Annotated in this window: 15 protein-coding genes; 8 read left to right on the top strand and 7 right to left on the bottom strand. The window is 44.2% G+C overall.

Translation table 11 applies throughout. The annotated features are described in order from the left end of the window. Positions 1-154 precede the first annotated feature (154 nt). Both AACU59_RS14485 and gyrA read right to left on the bottom strand, forming a co-directional pair. Positions 155-1801 (bottom strand): methyl-accepting chemotaxis protein, encoded by a 1647-nt coding sequence (locus tag AACU59_RS14485; protein WP_161437687.1) that lies wholly within the window; start codon positions 1799-1801, stop codon positions 155-157. Between the two features lie 356 nt (positions 1802-2157). Further along, positions 2158-4863 (bottom strand): DNA topoisomerase (ATP-hydrolyzing) subunit A, encoded by a 2706-nt coding sequence (gene gyrA, locus AACU59_RS14480; protein WP_094145528.1) that lies wholly within the window; start codon positions 4861-4863, stop codon positions 2158-2160. Between the two features lie 294 nt (positions 4864-5157). Here gyrA and ubiG point away from each other — a divergent pair, with 294 nt between their 5' ends. The 4 genes from ubiG to yfaE all read left to right on the top strand — a co-directional run bounded on the left by ubiG (position 5158) and on the right by yfaE (position 10110). Then, positions 5158-5865 (top strand): bifunctional 2-polyprenyl-6-hydroxyphenol methylase/3-demethylubiquinol 3-O-methyltransferase UbiG, encoded by a 708-nt coding sequence (gene ubiG / locus AACU59_RS14475; RefSeq protein ID WP_017044298.1) that lies wholly within the window; start codon positions 5158-5160, stop codon positions 5863-5865. A gap of 482 nt (positions 5866-6347) precedes the next feature. Continuing rightward, positions 6348-8630: a class 1a ribonucleoside-diphosphate reductase subunit alpha gene (nrdA, locus tag AACU59_RS14470; protein ID WP_017046168.1), complete on the top strand. Its 2283-nt coding sequence runs from the start codon at positions 6348-6350 to the stop codon at positions 8628-8630. A 68-nt stretch (positions 8631-8698) separates the two neighbouring features. Then, complete coding sequence (gene nrdB, locus AACU59_RS14465) at positions 8699-9832, top strand: class Ia ribonucleoside-diphosphate reductase subunit beta (RefSeq protein ID WP_010318364.1); 1134 nt, start codon at positions 8699-8701, stop codon at positions 9830-9832. Then, positions 9832-10110, top strand: coding sequence for a class I ribonucleotide reductase maintenance protein YfaE (gene yfaE / locus AACU59_RS14460; protein WP_094145529.1), 279 nt, complete (start codon positions 9832-9834; stop codon positions 10108-10110). The genes nrdB and yfaE overlap by 1 nt, the downstream gene beginning before the upstream one ends. A 67-nt stretch (positions 10111-10177) precedes the next feature. Here the strand turns inward: yfaE and AACU59_RS14455 are convergent, their stop codons facing one another. Continuing rightward, on the bottom strand, positions 10178-10432 hold the full coding sequence (locus AACU59_RS14455; RefSeq protein WP_013857001.1) for a hypothetical protein: 255 nt from the start codon (positions 10430-10432) through the stop codon (positions 10178-10180). Positions 10433-10695: 263 nt separating this feature from the next. After that, the gene (locus AACU59_RS14450; RefSeq protein WP_094145530.1) at positions 10696-11934 is read right to left on the bottom strand and encodes a CinA family nicotinamide mononucleotide deamidase-related protein; all 1239 of its coding nucleotides are present in this window, start codon (positions 11932-11934) and stop codon (positions 10696-10698) included. 156 nt (positions 11935-12090) lie between these two features. On the opposite strand from AACU59_RS14450, the gene AACU59_RS14445 reads away from it, so the two are divergent. The 3 genes from AACU59_RS14445 (at position 12091) to AACU59_RS14435 (ending at position 15714) form a co-directional block, all read left to right on the top strand. Then, positions 12091-13029 carry a DUF3943 domain-containing protein gene (locus AACU59_RS14445; protein WP_240507690.1) on the top strand — a complete coding sequence of 313 codons (939 nt, stop codon included), beginning with the start codon at positions 12091-12093 and terminating at the stop codon, positions 13027-13029. A gap of 202 nt (positions 13030-13231) precedes the next feature. Next, complete coding sequence (locus tag AACU59_RS14440; protein ID WP_013857004.1) at positions 13232-13744, top strand: glycine cleavage system protein R; 513 nt, start codon at positions 13232-13234, stop codon at positions 13742-13744. 359 nt (positions 13745-14103) lie between these two features. Further along, positions 14104-15714, top strand: a complete 1611-nt coding sequence (locus AACU59_RS14435) for a methyl-accepting chemotaxis protein (protein WP_094145872.1) — start codon at positions 14104-14106, stop codon at positions 15712-15714. Positions 15715-15768: 54 nt separating this feature from the next. Here AACU59_RS14435 and nspC read toward each other — a convergent pair whose 3' ends face one another. The 3 genes from nspC to AACU59_RS14420 form a co-directional block, all read right to left on the bottom strand. Beyond that, complete coding sequence (nspC, locus tag AACU59_RS14430) at positions 15769-16902, bottom strand: carboxynorspermidine decarboxylase (RefSeq protein ID WP_094145873.1); 1134 nt, start codon at positions 16900-16902, stop codon at positions 15769-15771. Positions 16903-16966: 64 nt separating this feature from the next. Then, on the bottom strand, positions 16967-18211 hold the full coding sequence (locus tag AACU59_RS14425; protein ID WP_017044304.1) for a carboxynorspermidine synthase: 1245 nt from the start codon (positions 18209-18211) through the stop codon (positions 16967-16969). A gap of 16 nt (positions 18212-18227) precedes the next feature. Then, positions 18228-21116 (bottom strand): pyridoxal phosphate-dependent class III aminotransferase, encoded by a 2889-nt coding sequence (locus AACU59_RS14420; protein WP_094145874.1) that lies wholly within the window; start codon positions 21114-21116, stop codon positions 18228-18230. A 163-nt stretch (positions 21117-21279) separates the two neighbouring features. On the opposite strand from AACU59_RS14420, the gene AACU59_RS14415 reads away from it, so the two are divergent. Beyond that, the coding region (locus AACU59_RS14415) for a hypothetical protein (RefSeq protein ID WP_161437686.1) at positions 21280-21489 on the top strand (210 nt) is incomplete at its 3' end.

Raw genomic sequence — 21489 nt, 5'->3', positions numbered from 1 at the left:
ATAAAAATAACCAACTCATGTTTAACATCACAGAATCGAGAAAAATGTGACGTGTAGCAAATAATGAAATAGTGCATAAGGGGATACTGAATGCTTATTTTAAAAATAACAAAGAGAGCCTAAGCTCTCTTTGTTTGTCGTATTAATACCACAATTACAATTTAAAATTGTTCACTAGGCTATCGAGTTGCTTGGAAACTTTTTTCAAATGTTCACTACTGGCAGTAAGCTCCTCAGCCACTGTTGTTGTTTCCATGGTGAGATGATTGATATCTTCAACGGTGCGATTGATCTCACTAACCACACTTGATTGTTCTTCCGTTGCCGTCGCGACTTGAATATTTTGATCGCTAATATTCTCTATATAAACGCAGATCTGTTTTAGCGAGCTATTGGCATTTTCAGCTTGTTCAACCACCAACAACCCCTGCTCGCGCCCTTGAGACATCGCCCCAACCGCCCGTTTCGATTCTTCTTGTAAGTTATTAATGACTCTTTGAATTTCTTCAGTTGATGCAGCAGAACGGCTTGCTAAATTTCGCACCTCATCAGCAACGACCGCAAAACCTCGACCTTGCTCTCCCGCTCGCGCCGCCTCAATCGCTGCGTTCAATGCAAGTAAGTTCGTTTGCTCGGAAATGCTACGAATAGTCTCAAGTATCGAGCTGATGTTAACCACTTGACCAGCCAAAGAGCCTACGACTTGTGCAGCTTGCTCTAATTCAGTGATCAAATCTGCAATTTGCACTTGTGCTTTCTCTACTACAGTGGTGCCATTTTCCGCCTGATGAGTGGCCTGTTTCGCAACGTCGGCAGCTTGAGCTGCGTTGTTTGCAATTTCGCCCACCGTTGCACCTAGCTCGTGAATAGCAGTGGCCACTTGGACTGTTCTATCACGCTGCGAAGTGCAGTTGTTTTTGGTTAATAGTGCCCGTGCTGAAACTTGGTTAGCCGTATTCGCTAATTCATAAGAACTCGAAGCCACTTGCTTGATCGCTACATGTACTTTCTCAATGAAGTCGTTAAAACTGTCGCTAATTTTCGATAACTCATCTTGACCACCTAAATCGATGCGAGCATCTAGCGCCATGTTTTCAGCTGCCAAAGCAATCGATTTTTGTAGGCTGGCCACTCGCGTTTTTAGGCCGATAACAATAAAGAATGAAGTGACAAACGAAATTAGCACACCAATACCAATAATGATAAACATGTGATTTTGCCCTTGGGCATAACTCTTTTGGCTATTGACGTTCTGCTGTTTGGCCTGCTCTAGTAGCGAATCGAGGATCACATTGGCTTTTTTACGCAGTTCACCATAGGTAACCGCATATTGATCTCGGTATATGTTGCGCGCCGTATCTAGATCGCCCTTTTCAAATGCCGCCAACATAGGATTAAGTTGAGTACTGACCATTTTTTCAAAGTCAGTCAACAGCTGCTGAACTTGTCTACGCTGTTCTGGATCCACTTGTGACTGAACTGCGTGCTCGACAGACTGCCTCATTTCAGGGATATCTTCGTCACGTGTCTCTTTCACGCGTGTGAGGACACCCTTTTTATCTCTTAACGACGTCTCTTGAAGTAACATCATATCGATACCAACCCGCATACGGGGAATTCGAGAGGCAACTTCAGCCATTGAACGCATTGGCGCGGCCGTATTGAGATAGAGCTGTTCTGCCTGCCGTTGAATCGTCGACATGCTATTGAAGCTCGCCATTCCAACAATAATCAACGCAACGCAAGGTAATAACACCGCAAAAATTAATCGCGATTGTAAGGTAAACCGATTAGCAAACATCTTTTATATCCTTTTTAGTTGTAGCGCCATTATGTGATGGGGACAGATCTTAACCAATGAATGGTTTCTTATTTATTAAAAAGTTATCTTTTCTAGAACGTTTAAAATTAAATTAATGACTTTTATGACGTTAACTCAATAGCTAAGTATAGGCAATTTTAGGTTGAATGAGAGATGTGGAGTCAGCCGTATTTGTGGCACAGATGATCTTTTCAAAAAGACCACCACGATTTCAACGCTGAATGGAAATCCTTCACTTGTTGGAGGGCTGCTCGCTAGAAGTAAAAAGCCGAAGCAATCAATGCTCCGGCTTTTATTCTTTATTACCTTAGAATAAAGGTGGATATGTGAAACGATTACTCGTCTTCAGAATCGCTGCTCGGTTCAGAGTCAGTCTCTTCGGCGTCACTTTGTACTTCTAAAATTGCAACGCTCGCTTCACCTTCTGGTAACTCAACATCTTCAATTTCTTCAATACGTTGTAAACCTACGACGTTTTCATCTTCAGCGGTGCGAATCAAGGTCACACCTTGAGTATTACGCCCCACTTGGCTCACTTCCGCGACGCGAGTACGAACGAGCGTACCGGCATCGGTGATCATCATGAACTCATCGCCTTCTTCAGTTTGCACTGCGCCGACAACTTGACCATTACGCTCAGACACCTTGATTGAAACAACGCCTTGAGTTGCACGACCTTTAGTTGGGTATTCCCCTAAGGTTGTACGTTTACCATAGCCGTTTTGTGTCACTGTTAAGATGTCGCCGTCATTTGAAGGAACAATCAGCGATACCACTTGGTCGCCTTCTGCTAGCTTCATACCACGAACACCGGACGCTGTGCGTCCCATGGCGCGAACACCTTTGAACTTAATTTCTGGCTGGCCATGTTCATCAAGAACAGGTTGACCATTTTCATCCAATACTGGCGTTTCTTCTGATTCTTTAAAGCGAACCACTTTACCAAATTTAGAAAACAGCATAATTTCACTGTTGCCATCGGTAATGTCCACACCAATCAAAGAGTCATCTTCACGCAAGTTAACCGCGATCAAACCGTTAGAACGCACGTTGGCAAAGCTTGAAAGTGATGTTTTCTTCACTGTACCGTCACCGGTCGCCATAAAGATAAACTTATCATCACTAAACTCAGTGACTGGCAAAATCGCAGTAATACGTTCCCCTTCTTCCAGAGGAAGAATGTTAACGATAGGTTTACCACGCGCTGTACGGCTCGCTAGCGGTAATTGATAGACTTTCAAACGGTATGTCTTACCACGAGTCGAGAAGCAAAGAATGTGGTCATGAGTATTCGCCACAAGAAGACGCTCAATGTAGTCTTCTTCTTTCATCTTCGTCGCGCTCTTACCTTTACCACCACGGCGTTGTGCTTCGTAATCGCTGAGGATCTGGTATTTCACATAACCTGCATGAGAAAGTGTAACGACCACATCTTCACGAGCAATCAGCTCTTCCATGTCGATATCGTGAGTTGCCGCGGTAATTTCAGTGCGTCGTGCGTCACCAAAAGCATCACGAACAGTTTCAAGCTCTTCGCGGATCACTTCCATCAAACGTTCAGTGCTAGCAAGGATATGCATCAGTTCAGCGATTTCTTCCAGAAGAGCTTTGTACTCATCAAGAATTTTTTCGTGCTCTAAACCTGTCAATCTGTGCAGACGAAGTTCAAGAATTGCTTGGGCTTGTTGCTCAGTTAAGAAATATTTGCCATCACGGATACCGTATTCTGGTTCAAGCCATTCAGGACGAGCGGCATCGGTTCCAGCACGTTCAAGCATTGACGCTACGTTACCAAGATCCCAACCACGAGCAATCAAGCCTTCTTTTGCTTCTGCTGGCGTTGCCGCGCGTCGAATCAATTCGATGATTTCATCAATGTTGGCTAACGCGAGAGCCAGTGCTTCTAGAATGTGGGCACGATCACGAGCTTTGCGCAGTTCAAAAATAGTACGACGCGTCACCACTTCACGGCGGTGATCAACAAAGCATTTCAACATTTCTTTCAAGTTGAATAGCTTAGGTTGACCATTATCCAGCGCAACCATGTTGATACCGAATGTCGTTTGTAACTGTGTTTGAGCGTAAAGGTTGTTCAGAACTACTTCACCAACCGCATCACGTTTACATTCGATAACAATACGCATGCCGTCTTTATCAGACTCATCACGCAGTGCACTGATGCCTTCGACTTTTTTCTCTTTAACCAACTCAGCAATTTTTTCAATCAAGCGTGCTTTGTTCACTTGATAAGGGATTTCTCTGACGATAATGGTCTCTTTACCATTCTTCTCGACTTCGATATCCGCTTTAGAGCGCATGTAGACTTTACCGCGCCCTGTTTTATAAGCGTCGATAATTCCTTTGCGGCCACTGATTAATGCTGCTGTTGGGAAATCTGGGCCCGGAATGTAGTCCATCAACTCATCAATGGTGATGTCTTCATTATTTATATAGGCCAAGCAACCTTCGACCACTTCCGTTAGGTTATGGGGTGGAATGTTGGTTGCCATACCTACTGCAATACCGGATGAGCCATTCACCAGTAGGTTAGGAATTTTCGTAGGAAGAACCGCAGGGATCTGTTCTGTACCGTCATAGTTCGGTACATAATCGACCGTTTCTTTGTCGAGATCGGCAAGCAGTTCATGGGCAATTTTTGACATGCGTACTTCGGTGTAACGCATTGCTGCCGCAGAGTCACCATCGATCGAGCCAAAGTTACCTTGGCCATCGACCAACATGTAACGCAATGAGAACGGCTGCGCCATACGAACAATCGTATCGTATACAGCACTATCACCATGCGGGTGATATTTACCAATCACATCGCCCACAACACGGGCAGATTTTTTATATGGTTTATTCCAATCGTTACCAAGCACATTCATCGCGAATAGAACGCGACGGTGTACTGGTTTTAGGCCATCACGCACATCTGGAAGAGCACGACCCACGATAACGGACATCGCGTAGTCTAGGTATGAACCTCTTAGCTCATCTTCAATGTTTACGGGCGTGATCTCTCTAGCTAGATCGCTCATAGAGCCATTATCCCTCTATCTTTTGATCGTATATTCGATACGTACAAGGCCGAAAAATATAACACATAATTCACTACTTCGGCATCCCTTTCCCTTTCCTTTTATCAGGTTGTGACCTTTGTTGTGTATCAAGTGCCGAGAAATTGCACATTCATTCCATACCCGGCTGATTAATGGCCAAATTTTAGCCAAAAATTAATGAAATAAAGATAACCTGTAGCCTGTGATAATCAACTGGTTATAATACCCCACACAACTAAAGATGCCTATTTTGACAGCAAGAGCGAATCTAACATGACTAAAGCACAAAACGTTGATCTTAATGAAATTAAAAAGTTTGAAGAGATGGCGTCACGCTGGTGGGATCTGGATGGTGAATTTAAGCCACTTCATCAAATTAACCCATTAAGATTGAACTATGTGTTGGTCAATGCCAACGGCCTATTTGGCAAGAAGGTGCTCGATGTTGGATGTGGTGGCGGAATTTTAGCCGAAAGCATGGCGCGAGAAGGTGCGCAAGTGACTGGCTTAGACATGGGCAAAGAACCGCTTGAAGTCGCTCGTTTACATGCTTTAGAAACCGGAACAAAGCTCACTTATATTCAAAGTACGATTGAAGACCACGCCGCTGACAACCCACACACATATGATGTTGTCACCTGCATGGAAATGCTTGAGCATGTTCCAGACCCATTGTCCGTTGTTCAAGCCTGCTCTGCGTTGGTCAAACCCGGCGGTCATGTTTTCTTTTCTACGCTCAATCGTAATTTTAAGTCTTACCTGTTTGCCATCGTGGGCGCAGAGAAGTTGCTACGCATTGTTCCAGAAGGCACACATGATCATGAAAAATTCATCCGCCCATCGGAACTGATTAAGATGATTGATAAAACAAACCTGCAAGAGCAAGGAATAACAGGCCTACTTTATAACCCGTTAACCGATACTTACCGTTTAGGGCGCAATGTTGATGTCAATTACATCGTTCATACTCAGCTTTTTTAAAGTCAGTGGTCATCTAATATGCCATTATCGATAGCGTATTGCTCACGGTTAAAAATTAAGCCGAATAGCACATTTTTTCTCGGTTTCTAGGCTGTTTTTTGTGCTCTAGATTCCATTTTAACCACATCGAAAATCGCTCCCTTTTTTCCTCAAAGATCAAGAAGTTTTTTTTTTGATTGTGGTTACATCTAAACCAAACTAAAAACGGTAATTTTCTACAATCAAATCGGCTCTTTGATCATCAGTAAGTGGGTACTAACTGTTTTTTTTATTTTTGCTAGTTATCCACAAGCTGTCCCAGATCTGTAACTTGAAATGAGCTTCAGATAGCACTATCTTGTAACTCGCAAAGCAAAGAACCCCTATATGTTGTGTTTGCACTACAATATATAGATAAATTCAGATCACAAAGCCGCGATGAAATTTACAACAATTCTACAAAAATACGGCCTTAATCAGTTTTGTTAGGGAAATGAAGCAGAATGAACCAAAAACTTACTGTCACCAAGCGTGATGGACGCAAAGAAACAATTGATCTTGAGAAAATCCACCGTGTAATCGCGTGGGCTGCGGAAGACCTGCACAATGTCTCTGTATCACAAGTAGAACTGAAAGCTCACATTCAGTTTTACGATGGTATTACGACCTCTGACATCCATGAGACTATCATCAAATCCGCTGCCGATTTGATTTCAGAAGAGACGCCAGATTACCAATATCTCGCGGCTCGTCTTTCGGTGTTCCATTTGCGTAAAAAAGCCTACGGACAATACGAGCCACCCACTTTGTACAACCATGTCTCTCGTTTGGTTGAAATGGGCAAATACGATAAGCACCTTATCGAAGATTATACTCGCGCAGAATTTGAAGAACTCGACACTTATATCGATCACGCACGTGACCTTAATTTTTCTTACGCCGCGGTAAAACAGCTTGAAGGTAAGTACTTCGTGCAAAACCGTGTGACGAAACAAATTTATGAGAGTGCCCAATTCCTCTACATTTTGGTCGCCGCTTGCTTATTCGCGAAATATCCAAAAGAAAACCGTCTCGATTACATTAAGCGTTTTTACGACGCAACATCAATGTTCAAAATCTCGCTGCCAACGCCAATCATGTCGGGCGTGCGCACGCCTACCCGTCAATTTAGCTCATGTGTGTTGATTGAATGTGGTGACAGCTTAGATTCAATCAATGCCACAGCAAGCTCTATCGTACGTTATGTATCACAGCGTGCGGGTATTGGTATTAACGCGGGCCGCATTCGTGCATTAGGCTCGGAAATTCGCGGTGGTGAAGCATTCCACACGGGTTGTATTCCTTTTTATAAATATTTCCAAACCGCAGTGAAATGCTGTTCTCAAGGTGGTGTACGTGGTGGCGCAGCCACTGTCTTCTACCCTTTGTGGCACGGTGAAGTGCAGTCGCTACTGGTATTGAAAAATAACCGCGGCGTTGAAGAGAACCGTGTTCGTCATATGGACTATGGTGTTCAGCTCAATAAGTTGATGTATTCTCGCTTAGTCCAAGGCGGTAATATTACCCTATTCTCCCCTTCTGATGTGCCTGGATTGTATGACGCATTCTTCGAAAACCAAGACGAATTCGAACGTTTGTATGTTCAATATGAGAATGACACTTCGATTAAAAAAGAGACGGTGAAAGCGGTAGAACTGTTCTCCCTATTGATGCAAGAACGTGCCTCCACTGGCCGTATCTACATCCAGAACGTTGACCACTGCAATACGCACAGCCCGTTTGATGCGTCTGTAGCGCCTGTTCGCCAATCCAATCTCTGTTTGGAGATCGCACTGCCGACGAAACCGCTGTCTAATGTTGAAGATAATGAAGGTGAGATTGCGCTATGTACGCTTTCGGCATTCAACTTAGGTTCAATTCAATCTCTGGATGATTTCGAAGAGTTGTCTGATCTTGTGGTTCGTGCGCTAGATGCACTGTTGGATTATCAAGATTACCCACTGCCTGCCGCTTATAAGTCAACCATGAATCGCCGTACATTGGGTGTAGGCGTGATTAACTACGCTTACTATCTGGCGAAAAATGGCGTGAAATATTCGGACGGTAGTGCAAATGGTTTGACACACCGCACTTTTGAAGCGATGCAATATTACCTGTTGAAGGCTTCAGTCGCGTTAGCCAAAGAACAAGGCCGATGCCCTCTATTCCATGAAACAAATTATGCCAAAGGCTTGCTGCCTATCGACACCTATAAAAAAGATGTCGACCAAATTTGCGCAGAACCTTTGCATTATGATTGGGATGCGCTGCGCGCAGAGATCATGGAATTTGGCTTACGTAACTCAACGTTAACAGCGTTAATGCCTTCAGAAACCTCTTCGCAAATTTCCAATGCCACCAACGGTATTGAGCCTCCTCGCGGTTATGTTTCAGTAAAAGCCTCAAAAGATGGCATCTTGAAACAAGTCGTGCCGGATTTCATTAATTTGAAAGAGAACTATGAGTTATTGTGGAATATTGGTTCTAACAACGGCTATCTGCACCTAGTCGGCATCATGCAGAAATTTGTTGACCAAGCGATTTCCGCTAATACCAACTACGACCCCAGCGCGTATGAAAGTGGCAAAGTACCAATGAAACAGTTGCTGCAAGATCTGCTGACGGCATATAAATTTGGTGTGAAAACCTTGTACTATCACAACACTCGTGATGGCGCGAAGGATGATCAAAAAGACGCAGTACAGGCACAAGATGATGATTGTGCGGGCGGCGGTTGTAAGATCTAACTCTATTTCACTCAACGTATTCAATAATGCTCCCCACGCAGGGGAGCTTAAAAGGGATTGAGGCATTTATGGCTTACAGTACTTTTTCTCAAAAAAAGAATGATCAACTCAAAGAACCGATGTTTCTTGGCCAATCGGTTAACGTGGCTCGTTACGACCAGCAAAAGTTTGAAATTTTTGAAAAACTGATAGAAAAACAGCTCTCGTTCTTCTGGCGTCCAGAAGAAGTCGACGTATCGAGTGATCGCATTGATTACAACAAGCTTCCAGATCATGAAAAGCACATTTTCATCTCGAACTTAAAATATCAAACGCTACTGGATTCAATCCAAGGTCGCAGCCCTAACGTGGCACTGCTACCGCTGGTTTCGCTTCCTGAAGTGGAAACATGGATTGAAACCTGGTCATTTTCAGAAACAATCCACTCACGTTCATACACTCATATTATTCGTAATATTGTGAATGATCCTGGCATTGTGTTTGATGACATCGTCGAAAATGAACATATATTGAAACGCGCAAAAGACATTGCACACTATTACGATGATCTGATCCAACTGTCTAATGACTATCACCGTTTTGGTGAAGGAACACATCAGATTAATGGTGAGAGCGTCAAAATTAGCTTGGGTGACCTGAAACGCAAACTTTATCTTTGCTTGATGTCAGTCAATGCGTTGGAAGCGATTCGTTTCTATGTCAGCTTCGCCTGCTCATTTGCCTTTGCAGAGCGCGAATTGATGGAAGGTAACGCCAAAATCATCAAGTTGATTGCACGTGATGAAGCTTTGCACCTGACTGGTACACAGCATATGATCAACTTGCTGCGTAATGGACAAGACGATTTCGCCTTCTTACAAATCGCTGAAGAGTGCAAGCAAGAGTGTTTTGATTTGTTCAAAGCGGCTGCTGAACAAGAAAAAGAGTGGGCTGAATATCTGTTTAAAGATGGTTCGATGATTGGTTTAAACAAAGACATTCTGTGCCAATACGTTGAATACATCACCAACGTTCGTATGCAAGCGGTTGGTTTAGATATCGCCTACCCCGGCGCAACATCAAACCCAATTCCTTGGATTAATGCGTGGTTGTCTTCAGACAACGTACAAGTTGCACCTCAAGAAGCAGAAATCAGCTCCTACCTTGTAGGCCAAATTGACAATGAAGTTCGTGCCAATGACTTCGAGGACTTTGAGCTGTAATGGCGACCATTAAAATCAACAAAGTTACAACCATAGAATCAAACTCTTCCAATACTTTATTGGAAAGTATGGAGAGTGCGGGGCTAGAGCCAGAGTACAACTGTCGCGATGGTCACTGTGGTGCCTGTCGCTGCACGCTCGTTAAAGGCGAAGTGGAATACGTTGGTTTTGCGATGGCTTACACACAGCGCAACGAAATATTGCCCTGTATTTGTAAAGCCAAAAGCCATGTGGAACTTGCTGGTGTTAATTATCGACCCAAAGCAAGGCGAGCCTAATCTCGATCTGCCAATAGTGCACTGTTAACGCATCACACATTGGCGCGTTAAAAAGATAAAGCCAGAGCTATGCTCTGGCTTTATACATTCCTAGAAGAATGCCATCAGCCGTACCCATTGATACGGATTTGTTAGCGATTTCTCTGCCATCCCCATCAAACAATGAAAGTCTATATCCTTGATAGCTAGGCGTATCTAAGTCTGATGGAGCGTTGAGCCATAAAGAAACAACATCACTCATTTCATTACTCAATGCCTCACCTAAGATCACTTTTTGACTTGCAACTTTATACCAAACTAAAATTTTCGATTGGTTAAACATGTCAGCCTCCTGCTGAATTTCATCGAGCGGACTGACAGTGTACAGAGAAAAGATGTGTAAAAAAGACCCAATTTTGAAACAATTTTATCTGATGCGTGAAATCATGAGCTTAGTCTTTAGACGAAATAATCATAAGCTAAGCACCTCACCGAATCTACGGAATAAGCCAAAAAATCATGCAGTTACCACCCGATACAATTTAAATGCAAAGCACTTAATTATCAACAGCTTAGATTTAAAAATACGCTAACACATTGAGTTAATTAGCCAATAACGCTCGCAGGTAAAAACATCTCTTTGACGGAGATCAATGCCCCATACTGAGCAAAAAGAGGCTTATTCGATAAATAGCGGCGTAACATATCAGCCGCGATGGTCCCCATTAACTCCCTCTGCTCATCGGCGCTGTAACGACGCTTGAATTTGAGGATCTGTCCCCACTCTCCCTGCGGAGCCGATAAAGCTAGGCTAAATTGATCATCATTTAATACACCAGTCACGAGCGATAACGAAGTAGAACACTTTTCCTTCGTTGCGCCAGCAAGCGCTAATGACGCCGCGAGTGGATCTTGATCGCCTAAGCCCGATTCAACGTTGCGGCTCAAAATCCAGCAGTGACCGCTCAACGCTTCCACCTGCTCGTTACTTAACAACCAACTGGCGAGCCAACCTTTGGTCGCTTGTTCTGCAATAGAGATCGATAATCCTTTGTCTTGCATTAAATGACCGATATGCGTGAGCATAGGTTCATCGACACTCACAACATATTGTTCCAAATGCTGGTAGATGATCTGTAGTAGTTTTACTCGGCGTTCTAAATCACTTTTCGGACCAAACAATTTCACCTCAATAAAAGGCAGATAAGAACGATACCCCAGCATATACCCTTCCGGTAAGACTAATTTATCCAACTTATCTGAAATGGCCGATTCCGATGAACCCAGAGTGAATAAACGGCTGCACTCTAATCCCGTTTGTTGTGGGTATGTTGCTAGCAAGTCGGGTAAAATCTGTTCAGAGACCATCAGCTTAAACTCTTTGGGTACTCCGGGGGTGAAATAACAAACACAATCATTAATCTGAACTTTAAAGCCGCAAGCCGTCCCTATTGGGTTATCAATGATGTCAGAGAACTCAGGTAACATCGCTTGTTTGAGGTTACTTTCTGGCATCACAACACCACGCTGCGCAAAAAATTCGTCCAGTTTTTGCTTCCACAGCACAGACAACACCAACTTTTGGTCCGCCGCTTGAGCCGCCGCCGCCGCACTTAAATCATCAGACGTTGGGCCGAGCCCACCATTCACGATCAATACATCATTATTGAAACTGAGCATCAGTAACTCTTCAACCAAGGCTTGCTGGCTATCGCCTACCGTTGATCGTTTTACTAACGAAAAACCCTGCTGGAAGAACTCACTGGATAACCAAGCAGCATTGGTATCGACAATATCGCCATGGAGCACTTCCTCACCCGTGCTTAACATTGCTATTTTCAACATATCATGGTGTCCTTTTGTGTACGCTTACAGGTGTGCTATCAATCAATACGGCAGAGAATAAAGTGCAATATATAACGCTTTGAATGCTATTTTTCTCATAAGTTTCCTTATTTACATAATTTGCTGTTTTCATCACCGCCGCTTTAATAGATAATTGTGATTCTGATCATTAAAAACAAAACTTTGGAGCCCTCCGTGTCAAAGAAAAGCATCATACCATTGATGTTATCGTTTTCGGCTTGTGCTAGTGCCACTGCATACGATTTCAACCAACACATTGAGTTTTCCTATACGGTCGACTGCAATCAAATTTCTTGTTTTAATGACGATCCGAATATTTACCAATCGAACTCTCCATTTTTAGCAAGCTTAGCAGAGTCGCAACCGCTAAACCTTGAAGAGCCCACGCTGCCTAAATATCTTACCGTGCAAGATACAAAAGACTGGGACTATCTCAAAGGCCAAACCTACACCATCTTAGGATTAAGCGTAGCAACCGTTGGTTTAATGACATTTTTGCCTGCATCCATTACCAAATGGGATGAAGAGGATCGCAGCATAAGCGGCATAGGCAGCAAATGGAAAGATAACGTATCATCCGGCCCCACTTGGGATAGAGATGAGCATTATCTCAACTACATTATGCACCCCTACTTTGGCGGCGTTTACTACACAGCCGCAAGACATGCTGGATTTAATGAGTTTGAATCTTTTCTTTACTCCGGTGTTATGTCGACTTTCTTTTGGGAATATGGCGTAGAATCGTTTGCCGAGATACCGTCATGGCAAGACTTGTTTATTACGCCCTTTTTCGGTGCGGTTGTCGGTGAGCTGATGTTTGAAGCGGAACAAGATATTGTTACCACAGGTGGTGAAGTGTTGGGTTCATCGACTCTGGGTGATGTCACACTTTTCTTCCTAAACCCTGTTGGACATATCCATGGCTGGGTATCAAATGCTTGGGGAGGCAATGCCGAAGTAGAATTTAATGGCACACCTTGGTTTGGTAACCAAGATGCCGCAAAGTTTGCTTTGGACTCAGGCGCTAGCTATGATTCGCAATTTTATGGCCTTAATCTCAAAGTCAGTTTCTAAAAAACAGGGCTAAACACAAGGCCAATGCCTAAAGCCAAGGCTATTTTTGTGGCCCAAGTATGAATACTGACAAGCAAGAGACTGCGTAAATGTAAAAAATTGACTCTCATCAAGTCTTATCTAAGATAGGCCTCTACACTGAAGTGAAAGGAATTCAAGATCAACGATTTATCTTTCGTTAGCTTGCTATGGGAGGCCTATTATGAACAGTACTTTTATTGTCAATTTCGTCGGCAGTGCAACACCAGCCACAATTAAACATCTTGCCGCTATCACTCATGAAAATGGTGGGAAATGGTTAATAAGTAAAGTGAACTTTATTGAAAACCAAGTAGCTGCCGTCATTAAAATAGAGTTACCGACCTCAAATGCCGTTATCGTTCAACAAGCATTTAGAGAACAACCCGATCTTCTGGTGCAGATTGTTGATTCTGACGTACATCAACACGAAAAAGAAACAATTTACCAACTGCGGATTGATGCAAACGACCGTGCAGGCATCGTCAACGAAATCACCCACCTTCTTGATAATCAAGGTATCAATATTTTAGATATGGATTGCCAACGCGTTTTTATTGCGGGTGGTGGCGGTGTCAGCTCAAGTTTATTTACCGCCAACCTAGCCATCAAGCTCCCAGCTGCGATACAAATTGAAGACGTAGCCGATGAGCTTGAAGCGCTCAGTGAAGATACGCGCGTGATATTAGAAGTGTAATCTCGTTTACGGCCCCGAAAAAAGGAAGCTGATGCTTCCTTTTTTATCGACCTCACTATCTATTAAGTAAGATTAAAGTTGTGATTCAGTTAACAAAATCAACTAATTGCATTCGCGAAATGACGACCATATTCCAATATTAGAGAGCGGGTAACCATAATTAATCTAAGCCTGCAAATCCTAGATGCCGAATAACTTGAAGACGCCGTCAGATGGATAAACGGATGATTACTAATGAGTATTAACAAACCTTGTGACTCTGGCAATCAAACGTAACCAACATCACGGTAACCTCAAGTACAACAGGTAAACCAATATGCCCAGCAATAAGGTTGGGTTGTTTTAATGGTGGTAACGTCATGTTGAAGCTTGAAAATATTAAGGTCAGCTACAAGCTGACCGCTATTATCGCGGTTGCAATTGTTGGCTTATTGAGCTTACTGTTCATTGCAACTAGCGCGCTGAGAAGTAACTTAGTCGTAGAGCGTGAAGCGAGGTTGAACGCAGTTATCGATACTCTCCTCTCACAAATCTCACACCTTCAGAAAACACTCCCCGAAGACGAAGCTAAATCACAGGCGAAGATACTCATCAACAACACACGTTTTGACAGCAACAACTATCTTTTTGCTATCGATGAGTCTCGTTACACCATTGCCCATCCGATTCGCACTGATTTGGTTGGCAAACAAATGGGAAGCCCAGGAAAAGATACGCAAGGCGAGTTTTGGTTCACTATGGTTGAACTTGGCAAAAATGGTCAACAAGGCACGTTGACATATCCTTGGCAGACTAACAGTGGAACACCCGCAGAGAAATTATCGGCAGTCCACGGGTTTGCGCCGTGGCATTGGATTGTCGGCTCAGGCATGCTCATCAATGACATTGAAGAGGCAATCAACAAACAGATCCTCAAGATGGGAGGAGCGACATTGGCAGTTGTGTTTGTGATGGCAACGCTTGGGGTGGTCATCAGCCGAGCCATCATTATGCCGTTAGAGTCAATTAAAGAAGTCATGAAAAAAGTGGCAAGCGGCGATTTAACCGCACAAGTCCCAGTAATGGGAGAAGATGAGATTGGCATTGTGGCATGTCGTATCAATGACAGCGTAAGCGCAGTGCGTTTAGCATTAATCGAGTCGGTCACCTCAGCAAACCTGCTTGCAGAGGCCGCCATTCGCATCGCTTCTTCTGCGGAAGAAACTAGCCAAGCGGTGACCAGCCAACGTGACCAATTAAGCCAGCTCGCAACCGCGATGAATGAAATGAGTGCGACAGTTGCCGATGTTGCAGGCCATGCAGAAGAGACCGCAAGAGATACATTGGATGCCAGCAAAGAAGCCGGCTTAGGCGATAAAGACGTACATTCCAGTGTGGACAGCATTAAAGCGCTCTCAAAAGAGCTGGAAGTGGCCACTGAGCAAGTGCACAAACTCAAAGAAGGCGTGATGCAAATCAGTGAAGTTACCACAGTGATCAGCGGCATTTCTGAACAAACTAATTTACTTGCGCTAAATGCAGCGATTGAAGCCGCACGTGCTGGAGAACAAGGTAGAGGATTCGCAGTGGTCGCCGACGAGGTCAGAAATTTAGCTAGCCGTACCCATCATTCCACTGACCAAATCCAAACCACCATTAACCGCTTACAGCAACTGGCCGTTAGTACATCAAACGCGATGCAAAAAAGCCAAGATCTCGCTTATAACAGTGTGGAGCGGGCAGAAAATGCAGGCAGCGATCTTTCCTTGATCGTCAGTCATATTCAGCATGTGAGTGACAAAGCAATTCAAATCGCCACTGCGGCAGAAGAACAAAGTGCAGTGGCCGAAGAAATGAACCGTAACGTCAGTGGTATTAACGATTCGGCATTGGAGATGTCACAATCGGCAAACTATTTGGCAGAAGAGAGTGAAACCTTGGCCGCTCTTTCACGCCAATTAGACGAAAGAATGAAAAGCTTTAAACTCTAAGGTGTGATTTTACAAAAATAGGCCTCACCCACTGTATGGTGAGGCCTATTGTCATCAGTTTACCGACCATTGAGATAATGAACGTTTAAAGTCTTCATAGCCAAATTCATTCAGTTTCTGAAGCTCTCCTGTACTGCGTTGACAATACACGGAAGGCATTTTAAGGCCATTAAACCAATTCAATTTCACCATGGTATAGCCCGCGCTGTCCATGATATGCAACCGCTGGCCAATCGATAATGGCTGTTCAAATGAAGCCACACAAAATTGATCACCCGCTAAGCAAGAACACGAACCAATGACATACTCATGTTCACCGTCCGCACTCGCTTCTAAAATAGCCGCAGGCTCTTTGTAAATCAGTGTGTCTAAACGATGCGCTTCAGTTGCCGAATCAACAATCGCTGTTTTCATGCCATTTTCAACGATATCGACGACAGTCACCACTAAATCAGCCGTTTTCGTGATGATCGCCTCACCCGGTTCAAGATAAAGCTGAACCTGATGCTTTTCTGAAAAGGCCTTAAGCGCTAATGCTAATTTTTCTAGCGGATAACCAGGCCAAGTGAAGAACACACCACCGCCTAGGCTGACCCAATCTAACTTATCCAGATATTGGCCAAAACGCTCAGAGATCGAATCTAATAACGCAATGAACGCATCAGCATCTTTGTTCTCACAGTTCATATGGAACATCACGCCATTGATAGTATCGAACACTGAGTTATCAATATGGTCTGTTTGAACACCTAAACGAGAAAACTGACGTGCGGGATTGGCAAGATCTTGCCCAGCGTAACTCACGCCGGGGTTTAAACGTAAACCCAATGACGCCTTGCCTTCAACTAAATGACGGTAAGCGGCCAACTGGGATTGCGAATTAAAAATCATTTTGTCGCAAATATCGGCCACTTCTTTAACATCAGCTTCACTGTAGCCAACACTATAGGCGTGTGTTTCACCACCAAACGTTTCGTAACCTAATTTTACTTCAAATGGGCCGCTGCTGGTGGTGCCATCTAAGTAAGGTTTGATGATGTCAAACACTCCCCAAGTAGAGAAGCATTTTAAAGCCAAGACGAGTTTGACGCCCGACATATCTTTGAGCTGCTTCGCGATTTCTAGGTTCGCGATCAACTGTGATTCATCAATCATAAAATAGGGCGTTTGGAGTTCGCTTTTTTGCATCTATTTATCACTCTCAAATTGAAGAAAGCCGACACATCTGCATCGGCTTAACTATCGAAAACTCTTATTTTAGAATTTTAATCTCTGGTTGCCCGATATCGAGCTCTTGAACATGCCAATCCAAACCTAATTTAGGCATCGTTTCTAAAAACAGATCAGGGTCAAGCTGCTCTAAGTTAAACACGCCCGCTTGTGCCCAATGTCCTTGGAAATACTGCAATGCCGCAGTAATGGCAGGAACGCCCGTGGTGTAAGCGATGGCTTGGTGCTCTACATCATGGTATGCCACTTCATGGTCTGCATTATTGTAGATAAAGACACTGCGCTGTTTACCATCCTTCCAACCTTGCACCCAAGTACCAATACAAGTCAGGCCTTTGTAGCCAGGAGCCAAAGAGGTTGGGTCTGGCAGCATCGCTTTAAGCACTTGAAGTGGTTGAACCACAGTACCATCTTGCAGCGTCAATGGGTTTGGACTCAATAAACCAATATCACGCATGCAATTGAAATAGTTGAGATAACGATCGCCAAAACCCATCCAAAATTCAATACGTTTGGCCGGAATAAACTCTTTCATCGAACGCACTTCATCGTGCGACATGGAGTACACCTTGTGCTGGCCGCACTGAGGAAAATCAAATTCTAGCATTCGTGAATGGCAAGGAACACGCTGCCACTGCCCTTCTTCCCAATAGAAAGAGTCGCCTTGAATCTCTAACATATTGGTTTCTGGATCAAAGTTAGTCGCAAATTTCTTGCCGTGATCGCCTGCATTAATGTCCATCACATCAATACTGTCGATTTCGTCAAAGAGGTGCTTCACCGCATACGCGGCAAACACGCTAACCACGCCCGGATCAAAACCAGCACCGAGAATAGCGGTAATGCCTGCTTGCTTAAATTTTTCACGAAATGCCCATTGAGGATCATACGCTTCAGGCACTTGTTGACCTTCAGAGCAAAGGTCAACAGCAACCGATGTATCTAGATAGGAAACCTTGGCTTGATAACATGCTTCCATGATTGGCACGTTTACCCAAGGAGGGCCAGCGTTGATCACAAGATCAGGCTGGACTTCTTTAATTAATGCAACTAACGAGGCTACGTCATCCGCCTTGACGGTGCGTGCCTCAAGTTTTTTAGTTGGATCTTTAAGGTTATTTTTTCCTTTGATCGATTCAATGATCTTCTCGCACTTTTCAAGAGTACGAGAAGCAAGAACAATATCACCGAGTATGTCGTTGTTTTGGGCCGCCTTATGTGCGACAACCCAGCCAACGCCTCCCGCGCCAATTTGTAAAATAGACATGGTTGTTTGTATTCCTTTATGCCTTGGCTAGCTCAGAGGCTAGTACTTCAATCTTATTAAGTAATGCTTTGAAATCTGACAGTTGTAAGCATGGGTTTAAAATGGTGAATTTAAGCGCTGTTTTGCCATCCACAATCGTCTCGCCCAACACCGCGACACCACGTGTCAATGCTTCTAAACGCAACGCTTTGTTCAACTCGTCAAAATCTACCGCTTGTTTATCCACGGAACGGAATAACACGGTGGAGAGCGCAGGCTCAGCCAAGAGTTCAAAAGCATCGTGATGCTGAACTAAATCTGCCACTTGCAGTGTTTGTTCTAGCAAATGATCGTACATTTCACCCAAAGCCTTAGGGCCTACGTTTTGCATTGTCATAAACACTTTCAATGCATCAAAACGCTTGGTCGTAGAAATAGATTTATCCACCAAATTTGGCAGTTCATCATGTTCACGGTTAAGGTAATCCGCATGATGCAGTAGATACTTGAAGTGACTTTTATCTTTGAGCAACACCGCGCCACAACTGATCGTTTGGAAGAACAATTTATGGAAGTCGACGCTGACCGAGTGCGCACGCTCAACACCTTGCAAACGTGCTTTATGGCTACTTAGAACCAATGCGCCGCCGTATGCTCCATCCACATGCATCCAGAGATCATGTTGCTGTGCTACATCCGCGATCGTCGACAGATCATCAATCGCACCGTGATCCGTTGTGCCTGCTGTTCCAACAATAGCAAAAGGAATAAGACCTTCCGCTTTCGCTTGTGCAACAACCGCTTCCAGTTTGGTGACATCCATTGTCCCGTTTGGATTCGCATCAACCGCCAAAATGGCTTTCTCGCCCAACCCCATCCAAGAGGCCGATTTTTGCACGGTGAAATGCGATTTTTTCGAGCACACAATACGCAGCTTATCGGCATACTCAGGTAAGCCCAGCTTTTGAATAGAATGACCACTTAATTTATCGGCAATCCAGTCACGAGCTAACATTAAACCCATTTGGTTACTTTGCGTGCCACCACTGGTGAAAATACCATCCGCCTGAGCGCCGAGTTCGTATTTTTCACACATCCAATCAATCACTTTCTGCTCAACATAGGTAGCAGAAGACGATTGATCCCATGAGTCCATGGACTGGTTTAATGCACCAATCATCGCTTCAGCCACTACTGATGGCATCAAGGGTGGCGTGTGCAGGTGAGCAATACAATCTGGGTGTTGAACGATAATGGAATTTTTGGCTACCAGATCTGCCATTTCAGAGATCACATCCTTCAATGGCGCATTTTTGTTATCCAAATCTACTGCGTAAATCGCTTCTTCAAGCTGCTTTGGATCCAAACCTGAATAAGGCGCTTTGGCTTGTTCAAAAACAGCTTTCATCGCAGAAGTGGCATGGTTCATCACATCGGCAAATTCATTGCTGCCCATTTCACCGGTTTGGATAAAATGCTTCTTCCAGGCTTGATTTTCTGGCTCTGGATCTTTCTCGCCGCCACCTGCGGCTAAAATCGCCGCTTCAAGAGTGCGCAGGGCAAAATCGATCTGCTCGAATGAGATGATAATCGGTGGTAAGAAACGAATAACGGATCCTTCACGGCCACCTTTCTCAACCATCAACCCACGTTCAAGTGCCGCGCGTTGGATAGCGAGTGTTAATTGGCCATCGGCCATTGGCTCGCCAAATTTGTTCATTTCACCGTTTGGTTTACGAATTTCAAGGCCAAGCATCAAACCTTTGCCACGAACTTCAGCAATACAATTCACTCTGCGTTGAATGGCTTCAAGACCTTGGCGTAGGTACTGACCCGCGACATTAGCGTGTTCAACGAGGTTATCACGTAAAATAATTTCTAACGCTTTCGCACCAGAAACCATGGCCAATTGGTTACCACGGAACGTGCCTGTGTGCTCACCCGGTTTCCAAGTATCGATCTCTTTCTTGAACACAAGAATAGACATTGGTAGACCACCACCAATGGCTTTAGATAGGCAAAGAATATCAGGACAAATGCCAGACTCTTCAAATGCAAAGCGGTAACCCGATTTACCTACACCACATTGAATTTCATCGAAAACTAATAAAATACCGTGTTCATCGCAGATACGGCGAAGCTCACGCAGCCAGAATGCTGGAGCGGGAATGACGCCACCTTCACCTTGAACAGGTTCAACAATAATGGCCGCCGGTTTCATGATGCCTGCTTCGTCATCGTTCAGCAGACGTTCGATGTAGCGAATGCTCGCTTTGGCACCTTCATCGCCCCCTAAACCAAACGGGCAGCGCAAGTTGTATGGGAATGGCATAAAATGCACATCCGACATTAATCCTGTGCGACGAGCTTTAGTATTCAGGTTGCCCATCATGCCCATCGTTCCGTTGGTCATACCGTGGTAAGCACCGCGAAACGCAAACATGGTGTTACGACCCGTTGTCTGCTTCACCAGCTTGATAGCCGCTTCAACGGCATCCGCACCAGAAGGTCCACAAAATTGAATCGCGGAATTTTTTGCAAACTCTTCAGGCAAAAATGCTTTTACTTGCTTGATGAATTTGTCTTTAGCGTGCGTTGTCATATCCAATGTCTGATATGGCAGACCTGAATCTAACTGCTCTTTCAGTGCTTGATTGATCTCAGGATGGTTATACCCAAGCGCCAACGTTCCCGCACCCGCTAAGCAGTCGAGGAAAATTTGTCCGCGCGTATCTTCTACTAACGCACCATAAGCTTGCTTGATGGCAATCGGTAGACGGCGTGGGTATGAACGAACTTCAGATTCATGCTCAATTTGATCGAGTAGAATTTGGTCCGGTGTGAGATCATAAATACCTTCAACAACAGGTACCTGAGATGAAAAAATGTTTGCGATAGTGTTATCGACTTCAAAGGCTGTGCTCATTTCCCTTCCCCTTGAATGTGAATATTTCCGCCTATTTCCTTGGTTTGGTTTGAATATAAGGAAATATGACATAGCAATAAGCTCCGTATTAGCCAAAAGGCAAAAACGGAAATTGGTTCATCGTCTTCGATGAAAGATTACTAAATCAGAGAATCAAGGTTCGGTGATAGAACTGTCTTCAAGCACAGGGCATAGAGGAAGTACAAAGCTGATTAACGTCAGTGTGTTAAGTGATGATGAGTTCAATGTTGGGTTTCCCATTCACATGCAGCTCCCGCTGCAAGAGTATCCCGTCTATCAACAAAAGGACTTGCTGATACCTACCCTACGTAATGTCACAATCAGCCTGAATGGTCATTACGCGTGTCCCCCA

This window comes from Vibrio sp. V23_P3S9T160 (assembly GCF_963886625.1).
GTDB lineage: Bacteria > Pseudomonadota > Gammaproteobacteria > Enterobacterales > Vibrionaceae > Vibrio > Vibrio anguillarum.
Note: the sequence above shows the minus strand (reverse complement) of the source record. Positions and strands in the feature narration are given on the sequence as shown.

Bases quoted from the DNA above. Each gene is read 5' to 3' on its own strand.
- AACU59_RS14485 (WP_161437687.1), bottom strand. From the start codon at position 1,801: ATGTTTGCTAATCGGTTTACCTTACAATCGCGATTAATTTTTGCGGTG.
- gyrA (WP_094145528.1), bottom strand. From the start codon at position 4,863: ATGAGCGATCTAGCTAGAGAGATCACGCCCGTAAACATTGAAGATGAG.
- ubiG (WP_017044298.1), top strand. From the start codon at position 5,158: ATGACTAAAGCACAAAACGTTGATCTTAATGAAATTAAAAAGTTTGAA.
- nrdA (WP_017046168.1), top strand. From the start codon at position 6,348: ATGAACCAAAAACTTACTGTCACCAAGCGTGATGGACGCAAAGAAACA.
- nrdB (WP_010318364.1), top strand. From the start codon at position 8,699: ATGGCTTACAGTACTTTTTCTCAAAAAAAGAATGATCAACTCAAAGAA.
- yfaE (WP_094145529.1), top strand. From the start codon at position 9,832: ATGGCGACCATTAAAATCAACAAAGTTACAACCATAGAATCAAACTCT.
- AACU59_RS14455 (WP_013857001.1), bottom strand. From the start codon at position 10,432: ATGTTTAACCAATCGAAAATTTTAGTTTGGTATAAAGTTGCAAGTCAA.
- AACU59_RS14450 (WP_094145530.1), bottom strand. From the start codon at position 11,934: ATGTTGAAAATAGCAATGTTAAGCACGGGTGAGGAAGTGCTCCATGGC.
- AACU59_RS14440 (WP_013857004.1), top strand. From the start codon at position 13,232: ATGAACAGTACTTTTATTGTCAATTTCGTCGGCAGTGCAACACCAGCC.
- AACU59_RS14435 (WP_094145872.1), top strand. From the start codon at position 14,104: ATGTTGAAGCTTGAAAATATTAAGGTCAGCTACAAGCTGACCGCTATT.
- nspC (WP_094145873.1), bottom strand. From the start codon at position 16,902: ATGCAAAAAAGCGAACTCCAAACGCCCTATTTTATGATTGATGAATCA.
- AACU59_RS14425 (WP_017044304.1), bottom strand. From the start codon at position 18,211: ATGTCTATTTTACAAATTGGCGCGGGAGGCGTTGGCTGGGTTGTCGCA.
- AACU59_RS14420 (WP_094145874.1), bottom strand. From the start codon at position 21,116: ATGAGCACAGCCTTTGAAGTCGATAACACTATCGCAAACATTTTTTCA.